General features: G+C 73.4%; 12 protein-coding genes. 3 read left to right on the forward strand and 9 right to left on the reverse strand.

Annotated elements, in window-relative coordinates; genetic code table 11:
• Window positions 1-15: 15 nt before the first annotated feature.
• From RV986_RS33905 to RV986_RS33945, 9 genes are read right to left on the reverse strand one after another with little or no spacing between them, the layout of a single operon-like run.
• Window positions 16-1,230: a GNAT family N-acetyltransferase gene (locus tag RV986_RS33905; protein ID WP_475921016.1), complete on the reverse strand. Its 1,215-nt coding sequence runs from the start codon at window positions 1,228-1,230 to the stop codon at window positions 16-18.
• The gene (locus RV986_RS33910) at window positions 1,227-1,922 is read right to left on the reverse strand and encodes a YveK family protein (protein ID WP_475921017.1); all 696 of its coding nucleotides are present in this window, start codon (window positions 1,920-1,922) and stop codon (window positions 1,227-1,229) included. Before RV986_RS33910 ends, RV986_RS33905 begins: the two co-directional genes overlap by 4 nt.
• On the reverse strand, window positions 1,919-3,052 hold the full coding sequence (locus tag RV986_RS33915) for a glycosyltransferase (RefSeq protein WP_475921018.1): 1,134 nt from the start codon (window positions 3,050-3,052) through the stop codon (window positions 1,919-1,921). Before RV986_RS33915 ends, RV986_RS33910 begins: the two co-directional genes overlap by 4 nt.
• Window positions 3,052-3,840, reverse strand: coding sequence for a polysaccharide deacetylase family protein (locus RV986_RS33920; RefSeq protein WP_475921019.1), 789 nt, complete (start codon window positions 3,838-3,840; stop codon window positions 3,052-3,054). The genes RV986_RS33915 and RV986_RS33920 overlap by 1 nt, the downstream gene beginning before the upstream one ends.
• Window positions 3,824-5,668, reverse strand: a complete 1,845-nt coding sequence (gene murJ, locus RV986_RS33925; protein WP_475921020.1) for a murein biosynthesis integral membrane protein MurJ — start codon at window positions 5,666-5,668, stop codon at window positions 3,824-3,826. The genes RV986_RS33920 and murJ overlap by 17 nt, the downstream gene beginning before the upstream one ends.
• Complete coding sequence (locus RV986_RS33930) at window positions 5,665-7,047, reverse strand: O-antigen ligase family protein (protein ID WP_475921021.1); 1,383 nt, start codon at window positions 7,045-7,047, stop codon at window positions 5,665-5,667. Before RV986_RS33930 ends, murJ begins: the two co-directional genes overlap by 4 nt.
• A 4-nt stretch (window positions 7,048-7,051) precedes the next feature.
• On the reverse strand, window positions 7,052-8,533 hold the full coding sequence (locus tag RV986_RS33935; protein ID WP_475921022.1) for an exopolysaccharide biosynthesis polyprenyl glycosylphosphotransferase: 1,482 nt from the start codon (window positions 8,531-8,533) through the stop codon (window positions 7,052-7,054).
• Window positions 8,530-9,729 carry a glycosyltransferase gene (locus RV986_RS33940; protein WP_475921023.1) on the reverse strand — a complete coding sequence of 400 codons (1,200 nt, stop codon included), beginning with the start codon at window positions 9,727-9,729 and terminating at the stop codon, window positions 8,530-8,532. Before RV986_RS33940 ends, RV986_RS33935 begins: the two co-directional genes overlap by 4 nt.
• Window positions 9,730-9,770: 41 nt before the next feature.
• Window positions 9,771-10,925, reverse strand: a complete 1,155-nt coding sequence (locus RV986_RS33945; protein ID WP_475921024.1) for a DUF3344 domain-containing protein — start codon at window positions 10,923-10,925, stop codon at window positions 9,771-9,773.
• A gap of 317 nt (window positions 10,926-11,242) precedes the next feature.
• Between RV986_RS33945 and RV986_RS33950 the strand changes: the two genes are divergently transcribed.
• The 3 genes from RV986_RS33950 (at window position 11,243) to RV986_RS33960 (ending at window position 13,118) form a co-directional block, all read left to right on the forward strand.
• Window positions 11,243-11,482 (forward strand): chaplin, encoded by a 240-nt coding sequence (locus RV986_RS33950; protein ID WP_475921025.1) that lies wholly within the window; start codon window positions 11,243-11,245, stop codon window positions 11,480-11,482.
• A 229-nt stretch (window positions 11,483-11,711) separates the two neighbouring features.
• Complete coding sequence (locus RV986_RS33955; RefSeq protein WP_475921026.1) at window positions 11,712-12,479, forward strand: hypothetical protein; 768 nt, start codon at window positions 11,712-11,714, stop codon at window positions 12,477-12,479.
• A 336-nt stretch (window positions 12,480-12,815) separates the two neighbouring features.
• Complete coding sequence (locus RV986_RS33960; RefSeq protein ID WP_475921027.1) at window positions 12,816-13,118, forward strand: hypothetical protein; 303 nt, start codon at window positions 12,816-12,818, stop codon at window positions 13,116-13,118.
• The last annotated feature ends 3 nt before the right edge of the window (window positions 13,119-13,121 follow it).

The raw sequence follows: 13,121 nt of genomic DNA on the forward strand, positions 1-13,121 counted from the left end.
ACGGCGGCGGGTCGTTCACGGCCTGCCGCCACCGCCTCTACCGCCACCACTGTCGCCACCTCCTCCACCGCCACCGCGGCCCTCGCCCTCGCCTCCACCCCGCGCCGTCCACCGGTGCATCAGTTCCTTGCCCCGGCCGCGCGCGGCGACATCGCAGACGACCGCTCCCATCAGCGGCGCCGTACGCCGCCGGGCGAGCAGCAGCCGCTGGTTGACGACGGGCTCCGGGCGCCAGTGGTGCTTGTAGGGTTCGTCGCCGCGCAGCAGGCTCAGGGTGCCGCGCCCGCCTCCCTCGGTGTGCTGGGCGCAGGCGTTGAGCAGCATCACCGCCACGTCCGCCTTGCGCTCCCGCAGCCCCGGATGGGCGCCGTACAGATAGCCGCCCGCCAGCCGCCGCGAGAGCAGGGTGAGGTCCACGGCCATCACGGTGTTGTCGATCCGGAACTCGGTGACCACGGCGTCCCCGGAGCGCACCATCGGCCCCACCGAGCGGACCAGGTGCTCGGAGAACCGCTCCTGGAGGTGCTCGGACGTCACCTTCCGCCCCTGCCACTGGAGTCGGTGGAGTTCCAGCAGCCGGTGCAGCGCCGCGTCCACCTCGTCGTGCGGGACGACCCGCTGCTCGATGCCCAGCGAGGCGAGCTTGCGCAGTTTGGCCCGGACGCGCTGGCCCTTGGACGAGGGCAGTCGGCCGACGAGGTCGTCCATCGAGGTGGCGGGCAGTTCCAGGCAGAGCGAGTCACGGACCCGGCGGCGCGGTCCGCGCCAGCGCTCGTAGATCCGCTCCACCGCGCCCCCGGGCCGTACTTCGCGGAAGTCGATCAGCGCGGTGCGCGCGGCCGCGGACAGCCCGTCGGTGAGCGTCGCCGCCGCACGGTCGGTGTGCTCGTCGTCGAGCCCGTCGTCGATGAGGACGTCGGCGTAGTCCGAGATCGCCCCGCCGAGCGGGACGAGCGCGGGCAGCGGACGGCGTACGCGCATCAGGGGCGCGGCCGCGCGGAGCTCGCCGTCCTCGCGGACCAGCAGAAGCCGCAGGCGGCCGGGGGTGCCGTACGACAGCCACCAGGAGTGCAGCCAGGCGTGGCTCTGGAACGGGGTGGCGGCCGCGCACCGGCTGTACAGGCGCCCCCAGGCCGGGGCCAGCGCGGCGAACTCGTCCTCGTCGGTGACGAGTTCGGTCCGCAGCGCACCCCGGGTGCCGCGTACCCCGGCCTGCAGCGTCCCGCTCACAGCTGTCCGTGCACATCGGCGGCGGTGGCCGGGCTCGGCACGGAGGCCGTGCGTGCGGAGTCCAGGGCGCGCCGGGGACGGACCAGCAGGACCAGGCCACCCAGCAGGCCGCCGGCGCTCGCGCCGACCAGACCGGTCACCTTCGCCGAGGCCGAGGAGGCGGCGGTCGGCCTCAGCGCGCGGGAGAACTGCTGGAGTTCGACGTGGGTGGTGTCCTGGGTGTCGGCCGCGTGCTTGGTCAGCGCGCGCGAGACGGCGTTGGCCATGTCGGTCGCCAGGTCCCGGCGCGAGGAGGTGGCGGAGACGGCGACCATCGGAGCGTCCGGCGAGGTCGCGGTCTGCACGCTCCGCTGCAGCGTCCTCACCGGCACCCCGGCCCACATCTGCGCGTCCCCGAGCACCGCGAGCTGCGTGGCGACCCGGCCGTAGGCCTGTGCGAAGCCGAGCGCCGTCGCCTGGTCCGACTTCTCGGTGGGGACGGCGATGACGTAACTCGTCGCGGTGTACGTCGGCGGCTTGAGGACGCCGTACGCGCCCCCGAGCGCGCCGCCGAGCAGGGCGCCGGCGGCGAGCAGCGACCACGACGGCAGCCCCCGTGACGGGCGGGCGAAGGCCACGCCTGCCGGTACGGGAGGGCCGGACGGTCCGGACGGCCCGGACGAGCGGTGCTGCCTGGTGGGGTTTTCGGTCATGAGGAACTCACTCCCAGAGAGGTGCAGGAGACGGCGGCCGCGTACACGTCCATGAGCTGTGCGGCGCTGCGGGTGATGCAGTAGTGACGGGCGGCGTCCGGTACCGAGCGCGGCCCGGGCCCCTTCGCGCGGACCGTCCGGAGGGCGCGTACGAAGGAGTCGACGCCGCCCTGGACCCGTCGGACGCCGCGGGTGGCGTCCGACGGCAGGTCCTCGACGGCCGGACAGGAGACGTACAGCACGGGCAGTCCGGCCGCCATCGCCTCCACGACCGCTAGCCCGAAGGCCTCCTCGGCACAGGGCGAGGCGAGGACGTCCATGGCCGCCGTCAGCGACGGCAGGTCGGCGCCGGGGAGGCCGCCCGCGGGGCGCTCGCCGGTGAACAGCACCCGGTCCGTGACCCCGGCGTCGTGCGCCGCCCGGCGCAGCACGCTCTCCTCGGCGCCGCCGCCGACCAGCAGCAGCCAGCAGTCGGCGGGCAGTTCGGCCAGTGCGCGGATCAGGACGTCGAACCGCTTGCCCGCGGTGAGCCGGCCGACGCCGCCGACCACGAACGCGTCCTCCGGCAGTCCGAGACGGCGGCGGGTGCGTTCGCGCAGCGCCGGGTCGAAGCGGAAGCGGGCCACGTCGATGCCGTTGGGCACCACCTCGATGCGGGGGCCGGGCACGCCCCAGCGCCGCAGCCGGTCGGCGACGGTGGGGGAGACGGCGACGGTGGCCCGGCCGAGGCGCTCGCTGGCCAGATACAGCGCGCGCACCCCCGAGTTCAGCCTGCGCCCCTCCATCTGTGAGTCGCCGAGGGAGTGTTCGGTCGCCACGACGGCCTTCACCCCGGCGAGCCGGGCGGCGAGCCTGCCGTACACGCAGGCCCGGTAGAGGTGGGTGTGCACGAGGTCGTAGCCGCCCGCGCGGATCAGTCGCACCAGGCGGGGGAGGGCGGCGAGGTCGCGGTTTCCGCTCATGCCGAGGTGGATGACGCGGACGCCGTCGTCGGTGAGGCCGTCGGCGACCGCGCCCGGGTTGGTGAGCGTGAGGACGTCGCAGTCGACGGGCAGGTGGCGCAGCAGCAGACGCAGTTGCTGCTCCGCGCCGCCGACGCCGAGACCGGTGATGATCTGCAGGGCCTTCATCAGACCCCCTTGACGGGGCGGCGCCGCAGTCGGTGGAGCTTGAGCTTGAGCAGCAGGCGTACGGCGGTGTCCTGCTGGCCGATGTGGAGGCGGGGGAGGGCGTGCGGGCCGGTCAGCGGGCCGGGGTCGATCGCGCAGGCGTACGTGTATCCGGCGGCGCGCACGGCGTCCACGACCCGTTGGTCGATGGTTCCGTACGGGTAGCAGAAACCCTCGACGTGAGCACCGATCAACTCCGAGAGCACTGCTCTGCTTTCGGCGGTCTCGGCGTGCAGCAGGGCGTCGTCGGCCTTTGTCAGGTCGACGTGGGTGAGCCCGTGCGAGCCGATCTCGATGCCCTCGGAGGCGGCGGCCAGCCGGATCTCCCCCGCGCCGAGCAGCCGCTTGCGGGGGCCGAGCGGGTCCCAGGCGTTCTCGCCGCCCAGCCGCCCCGGCAGGACGAAGAGGGTGGCACCGCAGCCGTGCCGGTGCAGCAGGGGGAGCGCGGTCTCGACGAAGTCGGCGTACCCGTCGTCGAAGGTGAGGCCGACCAGGTCCTGGCCCTCGCCGCGCGCGCGGGCGGCGAGCAGCTCGGACATGCTCACCCCGCGCAGGCCGCGGCGGCGCAGCCAGCCCAGCTGGTGGTTGAGGCGCTCCGGCGAGACCGTGATGCGGTAGGGGTCGTCGAAGCAGTCGCCCACGGAGTGGTACATCGCCACCCAGGGGACCGCGTCTGCGGAGCGCGTGCCGGTACGTCTGAGGCTGTCGGTGTGTCTGATGCTGCGGGGGCTGTCAGCGGAAACGGACATGCGGGAGCCTTCGTGTGATGGAACGGAGGGCGGGTGCGAGGGCCTGGACCCTCAGGGCCCAGGCCAGCAGGGCGAAGACGACGGTCACGACGGTGCCGCCGACGAGCAGACCGAGCAGCGGGGAGTCCACGCGGCTTGCGCAGGTCGCCCCCGCCGCGGCGGCGACCAGCGCGGCGCGCACCGGTTTGCCGATTTCGGTGACCACGTGCCGGATGCGGATCGGCACACTGCGCGGGCCCATGCCGTACAGCAGGAGCAGGGCGCTGAGGGTGATGCCGCCCGCGTTGGCCGCGGCGATCCCGCACACGCCCCAGGCACCGACGGTCAGCGCGCCGATCCAGGAGGTCGCGATGATCCCCGCGGTCATCGCGAACAGCGGGTACCAGGTGGGCCGCGCCGAGGAGAAGTACGAGCGCACGAGTGCGCCCACCAGCGTGTGGCCGAGCAGCCCGAGGGCGTACACGCGCATGACGGCGGCGGTGGCCGCGGTGTCCTGGGCGGTGAACGCGCCCCGCTGGAACAGCAGCTGGATCATCTGCGGCGCGCACGCGACGACCGCCGCCGCGCCGAGGAGCACCGTGCAGGAGACGACCGCCAGATCGTGCTCCACGCGGCGGCGAGCACGCTCGGTGTCGCCCTCGGCCATCGCCTGCGCCACCACCGGGAAGGTGACGGTGCACAGCATCAGCGAGAGCACCATCGGCATCTGGGCGACCTTCTGCGCGTAGTTCAGGTGCGAGATGGCGCCGGCGGGCAGTGAGGAGGCCAGGAAGCGTTCGATCAGGACCTGGGACTGCCGGCACAGGGCGAAGAGCAGGACGGTGGTGATGAGGGTGAGGTCCATCGGGCGGGTCGCCTCGATCTTCTCGCCGCCCACTGCACCGCCCATCGCACTGCCCACCGGGCCGCCCGCTTCGGCGTCCATCGCGCCGTCGGCTTCGGCGCGTGCTGCCCGTCCCTTGGCCGCACGGCGCGTGAGCTGCCGCCAGAGGGAGGGAGCTTGCGCCACCACCATCAGCGCGCCGCCCACCGCGACCCCCAGGGCCGCCGAGCGCACCCCCCAGTGCCCGCCGAGGACGAGCATCGCCGTGATGATGCCGGTGTTGTACGCGACGTAGATCGCCGCGGGCGCGACGAACCGGCGGTGCGCCCGCAACGCCGCGCTGCAGTACCCCGCGAGCCCGAAGCTCAGCACGCAGGTGGCCGTCAACCGGGTGCAGTCGATGGCGAGCCGGGGGTCCGGCAGTCCGGGCGCGAGGGCCTCGACCAGGTAGGGGGCCCCGCCGATCAGCAGGGTGGCGGCGGCCATGAAGGCGAGCGTCAGACGGGGCAGGGTGGCGGCGACGAGGGCGCGGACGGGGTCACCGGCGGTTCCCCGGGAGCGCTGGGCGCGCCGGGCCACCGCCATGCTGAACGCCGGTACGAGGACGAAGGCCAGCCCGTCCTCGATCAGCAGCGTCGCCGCGAACTCCGGCACGGTCCAGGCGACCAGGAACGCGTCCGTGTCCGAGTCCGCCCCGAACAGGTGCGCGAGGGCCTGGTCGCGGCCCAGGCCCAGCAGGGCTCCGGCGATGGACAGGACGATCGTGACGAGGGCGGCCTTGGCGAGGAAGCGGTTGGAGGCGCGTTCCGGGGGATCCAGGGGGTCCAGGGGGTCCAGGGGATCTGGACGCTCCGGGTGTTGCGGGTGTTCCGGAAGCGCGGCGGGTACGGCGAGCGCATCGGACGCATCGGACGCACCGGGAGCGCTGCGGGCGCCGGGCAGCGAGAGTGCGCCGTCGGCCTCGGCGCCACTGCCGGCCGTCGCTCTGGGAGGCTGCACCGTCATCGCGCCGCGGCCTCCTTCGTCGAGGGGGCCGCGGCGGAGACCGGGGAGGCGGGCGAGGTCGGAGCGGCGGGTGAGGCGGGGTCCATCAGTGCCCACCACGCCACCAACCCGAAGACCACCGCCGTCAGTACCGTGGAAGGCCCGCCGATGTCCGCGTACATGAAGTCGAACAGCTGCCAGACGAGCAGCCCGCAGGCGACGAGCGCGCAGTCGAGGCCCGACGGGGTCCGCCGTACCCGGGCCAGCCCGCGCAGCGCGCACACCAGCAGGGCCAGCCAGCTGCCCGCGAGGGCGAGGAGTCCGATCAGGCCCTGTTCGGCGAGGACGAGCAGGTACATGTTGTGCGGGGAGAGCAGCGGCTGTTTGCGGAAGGCGGCGCCCGCGCCGCCGATGTCGCTGCCGGAGGAGAGCGCGAGCGAGGCGTGGCCGTCGCGGTGGTCGGGGAAGCCCTTCAGGCCGACGCCGGCCACCGGATGGTCGCGCCACATGTCGACGGCCGCCGCCCACATCGTGTACCGGTCGACGACCGACTGGTCCGGGGCGTCGGTGACCTGCGTGATGCTGTCGATGCGCTCCTGGAGCATGGCCGTACCGCCGCCGAACCCGCCCACCAGGATCACGCCCGTGGCGGCCATCGCCGCGCCCACCTTGACCGCGCGCCGCAGCCCCGCCAGCGCCAACTGCGCCCCGCACGCCACCACGGTGGCGATCCACGCGCCCCGGCTGAACGACAGCGCGAGCGGCAGCAGCAGAACGAGGGCGCACACCACGGCGGCGGTCCGCTGCCCACGCGTCGCCGGTCCGAGCGCCAGCGCCAGCGCGCACACCAGACCGAACGCGACCACGGTCGCCATCCCCATCACGTCCGTCGGCCCGTAGGTGCCCACGGCCCGGACGTTCTCGCCCATGTACGTGGCCCCGGTCGCGGTGACGTACTGGTGCACGCCGACCGCCCCCTGCCACAGCGCCAGACCGACGAACGACCAGGCGAGCAGCCGGAAGTCGTGCCGGTCGCGCACCGACAGCAGCACGGCCGCCGGGACCAGCACGAAGATCTGCAGATACCGGCCGAGCCCGGTGAACCCGGCCCCGGGGTTCGCCGCCCCGGCCGCCGCGACCGCGATGCCGACCACGGGCAGTGCGAGCACCACCGCGGCGGTACGGGACAGGGGGCGCCGGCGGCCTCGTAGGAGAAGCAGCGCGCAGCAGACCACGACCAGGCCGGACATGGCGTCGGCGATGTTCGCGCCGCCCTCGGCGTCCGGCGCGACCGGCAGCCCGAGCAGGGCGATCACCGCCATGACGGGCAGCACGGGCAGCGCGCGCCGCAGCGCGGAGGCCGGCGGGGCGAGGGGTGAAACGGTCGGTGTCCGGCTCATCGGCTCAGCTCCCCGTCGGACGGACGAGCGCGGCGGCCGTACGCAGCAGGATGCACACGTCCTGCCACAGCGACCAGTCGTCGATGTACGCGTTGTCGAACCGGCAGCGGTCCTCGATGGAGGTGTCGCCGCGCAGCCCGTGGATCTGGGCCAGGCCCGTGATGCCGGTCCGCATCCGGTGGCGGGCCGCGTAGCCGGGATACGTCTGGCTGAACTTGCCGACGAAGTAAGGCCGTTCGGGGCGCGGGCCGACCAGGCTCATGTCGCCCCAGAAGACGTTCCAGAGCTGGAGCAGCTCGTCGAGCGAGGTGCGCCGCAGGAAGTGGCAGAAGCGGCTCATCTCCTGCTCGCCCGCGACGCTCCAGCGGGTCGCGGCCTCGTGCGCGTCGACCGGGCGGTGGGTGCGGAACTTCAGCAGGGTGAAGGGCTGTCCGTCCTTGCCGATGCGCTCCTGCCGGAACACCACGCCGGGCCCGTCGCTCAGCCGCAGCGCCACCGCGCACACCGCGAGCAAGGGGCTGACCAGCAGGAGCAGGGTGCCCGAGACGGCGAGGTCGAGGAGTCGTTTGCCGAGGTTCCCGTGGCGCTCGGGGACACCGATCCGGCGGCAGGAGAAACCGGCGAGCCGACTGCTCCCGGTCGCGTGCGACGGCGCGTCGGCCGGGTGCCACGCCGAGTCCGCCTCGACCTGCCACAGCACACAGCCCGCCTCGGCCAGCGTCCGCAGCAGCGGGCCGTGCTTGCCGTGCGGCTCCACGACGAGCACGGCCCGCACGCTGTTCTGGATGAGGGCCCGCTGCACTTCCTCGTCGGTGGTGAGCACCGGCAGCCCGTCGGTCCCCGCCGGCTGGTCGGCGACGACGCCCACCGGCCGCAGCCCGCACCCGGGATGGCGCAGGAAGGCCGCGGCCACCCGCTGGGCACTCGCCGCGGGACCGATCACCAGGGCGGTGCTCGGACGCAGGACCAGGGCCCTGCGCAGCCGCCAGTACACGGCGGCGCGGCCCGCGCAGCTCACCGTCGACTGCAGCGCGCAGCCCACCGCCAGCGTCCGCGCCGACAGCGCGGCGGCCGGGGCGAGGGCCGCCACCAGGGCCGCCAGCGCACACCATGTCACCGCGACCCGCGCGCAGACGGCGGGCAGTTCGTCCAGGACGGCGGGCACCGGCGCGGGGCGGTACAGCGCCGCGTGCGCGTTCAGCGCGAGGACGCCGAGCAGCAGCGCGGCGACCAGCGGCGGATGCCACCGGACCTCGTCGAGCGCCGGACCGGCGAACAGCGCGGCACCGCCGTCCGCGGCGAGCAGCGACAGCGGCACGACACGCGGAACGAAGCGCCGTGCGGAGCGTCGCAGGGCGGGCGGCCGTTGTCCGGCCGGGAATCTGAAGCCCCCGGTGGCCTCGCGCGGAGGAATGACCGAGACGGGCGAGAATCCGTACTCCCGGGGCTGTCCGCCGGGGGAGGGAACGGTGCTTTCCGCAGTCACGTGTGGCTGGACTCCCTGCACTCAGTGGGTTCCCCGCACGCGGCGTGCCCGCGGGGCTCCGGAGCGAGCAGCTCGCGGTACACCTCCGCGACCGCGTCGGTCGCGCGCCGCACGTCGTGCGTGGTCAGTACGTGGCGGCGCCCCTGGTGGCCGAGCGACTCGCGCAGCGGCGGGTCGGACAGCAGGTCGCCGATGGCCCGGGCCATCGGGTCCGGTGCCCGCGCGGGCACCAGACAGCGGGTGTCGAGGCCCGGCGGCAGGCTCTCGCGGGCTCCGTCGACGTCCGTCAGCACGACCGGACGCCCGCAGGCCATGGCCTCCAGCGGAGCCAGCGCCATGCCCTCCCAGCGGGACGGCAGCACCACCAGATCGGCGGCCTGGTACCAGGGCAGGGCGTCGTCGGCGGGCCCCGCGAAGAGCACGCCGTCGGGTGCCGCCGCCCGCAGGCGCGTGGCGTCCGGCCCGTCTCCGACGAGCACGAGCCGCGCGCCGGGCACCCGCCGGACCACCGTGGTCCACGCCTCCAGCAGCACGTCCTGGCCCTTCTGCCGGCACAGCCGCCCGACGCAGACGACCAGCGGGGCGGCCGGATCGACACCGGCCCCGGCGAGCAGGGGCAGCCCGGCCCGTACGGTCTCCACGGCCGCGGGGTGGAAGTGCTCGGTGTCGACTCCGTTGGGGATCACGGTCCAGCGGGCCCTGATACCGGCGCGCACGCCGGTGGTGCGCTCGGCTTCACTCACACACACCACCCGGGAAGCCCAACGCGCCCCCCACCGCTCCCACTTCAGCGCGAGACCCGCGGTGAGCCCGTCCACAGCCTCGAAGGACCAGGCGTGCGGCTGGAAGACGGTGGGCACCCGGCCGCGTACGGCGAGCCGCCCGGCGAGCCCCGCCTTGGCGCTGTGCGCGTGCACCACGTCGGGCCGAGCCTCGGCGACGACCCGGGCCAGCCGCCGTACCTCCTGAGCCAGCCGCGGCCCCGGCGCACGCGTCGCCGTCCAGTGCCGTACGTCGGTGCCGAGCGCCCGCAGCGTATGCGCGAGGGCGCTGCCCCGAGGGCAGGCCACGGTGACGTGCGTACCGGCGCCGAGCTGCGCTTTCACCAGGTCGGTGAGCACACGGGCGACACCGCCGTCGACCGGCTGGGTGAGGTGCAGGACCCGTGGCGGAGGGGCGGTCGATGGCAGGTGCATGCGCGGGTTCCTCGCTAACGGGCGGCGCTCACGGGCACGCGTCACTGCTGCGCGTCGACGGCGGCGAACAGCGCTCCGACCCAGGCCGCGTCCCGCTGCGAAACGAGCCGGAAGGCCAACTGGTCACCCCCGCGCCCGATTTCCCTGCGGAGGTCGAGAACATCGGAGTCGTAGCCAAGCGTGTTCGAGTACGCGGGCACGCGTTCGATCGCGGTGCCTTCCGGCTCGCTGATCGTCGAATTCAGCACATCGTTCCGGGGGTTGGCCTTGTCGCCCAGCGCGATCGGTTCGCCGCCGTCGGTTGACACGGTCAGCGAGTCGCCCCCGCTGCCGCGGTCGCCGTTGTACGCGACCAGGCCCACGCGCCCGCCCGCCTCCCGCGGGAACTTCAGGCGGTCCAGCTGCACCGGCCGGTCCGCGGAGGCGCCGAGTGCGTCGAAGCCGTCCCACAGGACCAGGTGCCGCAGCGGCTCCGCCGCCTTCTCGTACGCCACCACCAGCGTCCAGCCGCCCCAGGCTCCGGCGGCGGAGCGGCCCATCGCCACATTGACCTGCGCCACCGTGTACAGCCCCGAACCGCTGGACCGCACCAGCTTCGTGACGTCGGCCGAGGCCTGGAAGGCGTCGGCCCCGGGCGCCACCCGGTGCCCCACGACGGTGTCCGCGAGCACGGCCTTGTAGGCACCGCCGGGCTCGGCGATCAGCACCCGCCCGTTGTCCTTCGGCGGCTTCTGCTCGCCGACACGGAGGTTGCCGCCCCAGTACAGGCGCGCGTACGTGACGCGCGCGTCACGCGGCAGACGGACCTCCGCACGGCTGGAGTTGTAGGTGTTGGGGTCGTTGTCGACGTCGATGTAGAACATGTCGAAGTCGTTGTTCGCGGCCGTCCCGCCCTCGCGTGCGGCAGGACACGAGGGAGCCGCCGCGCGCGAGGGCGCGGCGGTGGCGGTCGCGTTGCGGGCGCCGGTGGGCAGGGGCTCCCGGCAGCTGATCGACGCGTTCGCCGCCCGGACGATTCCACCGTGCTGCAGGGCCCGGTACCGCTGGGCGAACGCGAGGCTCTCCGCCTCCGGTGCGGGCGGTGCGGGTGGTGCGGGTGGTGCGGCCGTCGCGGGGCCGCCCGGAGCCCAGAGCGTGACGAGGGCAGAGCAGCCCACCATGGCACGGCGCAGCAGAAGACCCGGGGAATTGCGCATGACCGGAGTTGCCCTTTCGGGGGAAAAGGTTCTGGACCAGCGGACGGACGGAAATCTGCGGATCACATGGACGTGCGTGACTCCCCGTCCGATTCCGGTGGCGGTTTCCGACGTGTGTGCAAGGAGCCTCGGGAGATGCCCGACTCTAGCCGCTATCCGTATTTATCAGTGAAACCTGACAAGTGTGTCGGAATGGTGAAGTCCGGGACTTGGGAGATCACTCCTTTGGAGGCACAACCCGCGAGTGTGCCGCGCGTTGATTCCAGCACCGGGCATCCCGCTCGGATGTTGTGACGATTTCAAGGAGCACTTCTTCCATGTCGCGTATCGCGAAGGGCCTGGCCCTGACCTCCGTTGCTGCCGCCGCCGTGGCGGGCACCGCCGGCATCGCCGCCGCCGACAGCGACGCGCACGGCGTGGCCGCCCACTCCCCGGGCGTCCTGTCGGGCAACGTCCTGCATGCTCCGATCCACATTCCGGTCAACGTCTGCGGGAACACCGTGGACATCATCGGTCTGCTGAACCCCGGGTTCGGCAACACCTGCGTCAACGACTGACGTCGGCACGGACGCTTCGGCCGGCCGCCCTCCCCGACGGGAGGGCGGCCGGTCCGCGTTGCCCCGAATGGAGGGAAGCGGGGCCGGTGCCCCGGCAGGGGCCCTCACCAGCGACGACGGCGATGGCGGGGGTGCCGGGTCGCTACGCGGGGCATTCGATCGGTTGCAGGCGGCGACGGCCACTTCCATGGTGGGCACAAGATCCGACGCACCATCGAAGGGGACATCCATGCGTGCTCTGCCCGCACGGCGCCTCGCGTCCTCCGTACTCTGTGCCTCGCTCCTGCTCGGGATATCCGTGCCGGTCGCGATGGCGGCCGACAGCGACTCGGCGCGTGGCCGCACCCATGCGGCGGCACCCGTCCCCGGCGCGGACGCGCTCCTGGCGCAGGTGGCGTCGCTCGCCAAGATCGGTGGCGGCCTCGGGCCGGTCGTCGACCTGCTCAACGCCGCGCTCAAGGCGGGCAACGGCCAGCTCTCCGCCGACGAGGCGGCGAAGCTCAGCCAGGCTGTGAAGGACGCGATCGCCGAGGTCACCGCGTCGCTGCCGGTGACTCCGCCGGCCACACCGGAGCTCCCCGCGACGCCGACTCTTCCGGCGGTGCCTGCCGTGCCCACGCTGCCCGCCGTGCCCACGCTTCCCACGCTTCCCTCGCTGACGAAGGACGGCGAGCGGGAGAGCGGCGACAGCGGCGAAGGTACCGAGGAGCGGGACAACAAGGCGTCGCGTGCCAAGAGCCCGCGCTCCGCCGCGGCCAAGGACCTCGCGGGCGACGCGCTCGTCGCCCTGCAGAAGGCGGTCGACACGCTGGTCGCGGCGGTCACCTCCGGCGATGTCACCAAGGTGGTGCCCGCGGCCACCGCCGTGCTGACGGGCCTCGTCAACTTCGTCGTCGCCACGGTGCTCGGCGGCGGACTGCCCGTACCGAACCTGCCGGGTCTGCCGGCCCTGCCGAGCCTGCCCACCACCGCGCTGCCTGCGCTGCCGACGACCTGACTTCCGGCGACCTGACTTCCGGCGACCTGACTTCCGACGACCGGTCTGCTGCCCTCCTGAGCGCGGGGAGCGGTGCCTGAGGCGAAGCAGTCGCCACCCCGCCGTCGTGCCGGCCCTTTTCGGCCGGCACGACGGCTGTCTTATATGAGAATGCGACACGCCGTTCATTCAGGTGGAGTGCTTTGGCGGAGTCCTGAGGCGGGGGGCTTGGTCGGGGTGCTCGGTCGGGGTGTGGGAATTTTCCGTGCACAGGGTTTCCGTCGCGTCCGGGGCTCGTTAGTCAGGGCAAAGCGAAAATTCCCTCCGGCGGCATGGGTCGCCGAAGAAAGGAACACGATGAAGTCCCTGAAGGCCGCCGCTGTCGTTGCCGGGTCCATGGTCATCGCTGGTGCCGCCGCGCCCGCCTTTGCCGCCGAGGCCTCCGACCTCACGCCCACCAGCCTCAACGGCGCCCTGGAGACCATCACCAGCCAGCGCTCGCTCAGCCTGGAGGACGTGCAGCCCCTGCGGCACCAGTCGAACGCGCTCGACACCGAGAACAAGAGCTCGGTGCTCAACACCGTGAGCGGCGCGACGAAGGCGCTCAACTCGGCGGGCGGCCCCGCGCAGCTCCTCGGCGGACTTCCCCTTCAGAAGTAATCC

The sequence above is a fragment of the Streptomyces sp. RLA012 genome (assembly GCF_056270325.1).

What these genes read in the sequence shown, in the direction of transcription:
- RV986_RS33910 (WP_475921017.1), bottom strand. Translation starts at nt 1,922, where the DNA reads ATGACCGAAAACCCCACCAGGCAGCACCGCTCGTCCGGGCCGTCCGGA.
- RV986_RS33915 (WP_475921018.1), bottom strand. Translation starts at nt 3,052, where the DNA reads ATGAAGGCCCTGCAGATCATCACCGGTCTCGGCGTCGGCGGCGCGGAG.
- RV986_RS33920 (WP_475921019.1), bottom strand. Translation starts at nt 3,840, where the DNA reads ATGTCCGTTTCCGCTGACAGCCCCCGCAGCATCAGACACACCGACAGC.
- murJ (WP_475921020.1), bottom strand. Translation starts at nt 5,668, where the DNA reads ATGACGGTGCAGCCTCCCAGAGCGACGGCCGGCAGTGGCGCCGAGGCC.
- RV986_RS33930 (WP_475921021.1), bottom strand. Translation starts at nt 7,047, where the DNA reads ATGAGCCGGACACCGACCGTTTCACCCCTCGCCCCGCCGGCCTCCGCG.
- RV986_RS33940 (WP_475921023.1), bottom strand. Translation starts at nt 9,729, where the DNA reads ATGCACCTGCCATCGACCGCCCCTCCGCCACGGGTCCTGCACCTCACC.
- RV986_RS33945 (WP_475921024.1), bottom strand. Translation starts at nt 10,925, where the DNA reads ATGCGCAATTCCCCGGGTCTTCTGCTGCGCCGTGCCATGGTGGGCTGC.
- RV986_RS33950 (WP_475921025.1), top strand. Translation starts at nt 11,243, where the DNA reads ATGTCGCGTATCGCGAAGGGCCTGGCCCTGACCTCCGTTGCTGCCGCC.
- RV986_RS33955 (WP_475921026.1), top strand. Translation starts at nt 11,712, where the DNA reads ATGCGTGCTCTGCCCGCACGGCGCCTCGCGTCCTCCGTACTCTGTGCC.
- RV986_RS33960 (WP_475921027.1), top strand. Translation starts at nt 12,816, where the DNA reads ATGAAGTCCCTGAAGGCCGCCGCTGTCGTTGCCGGGTCCATGGTCATC.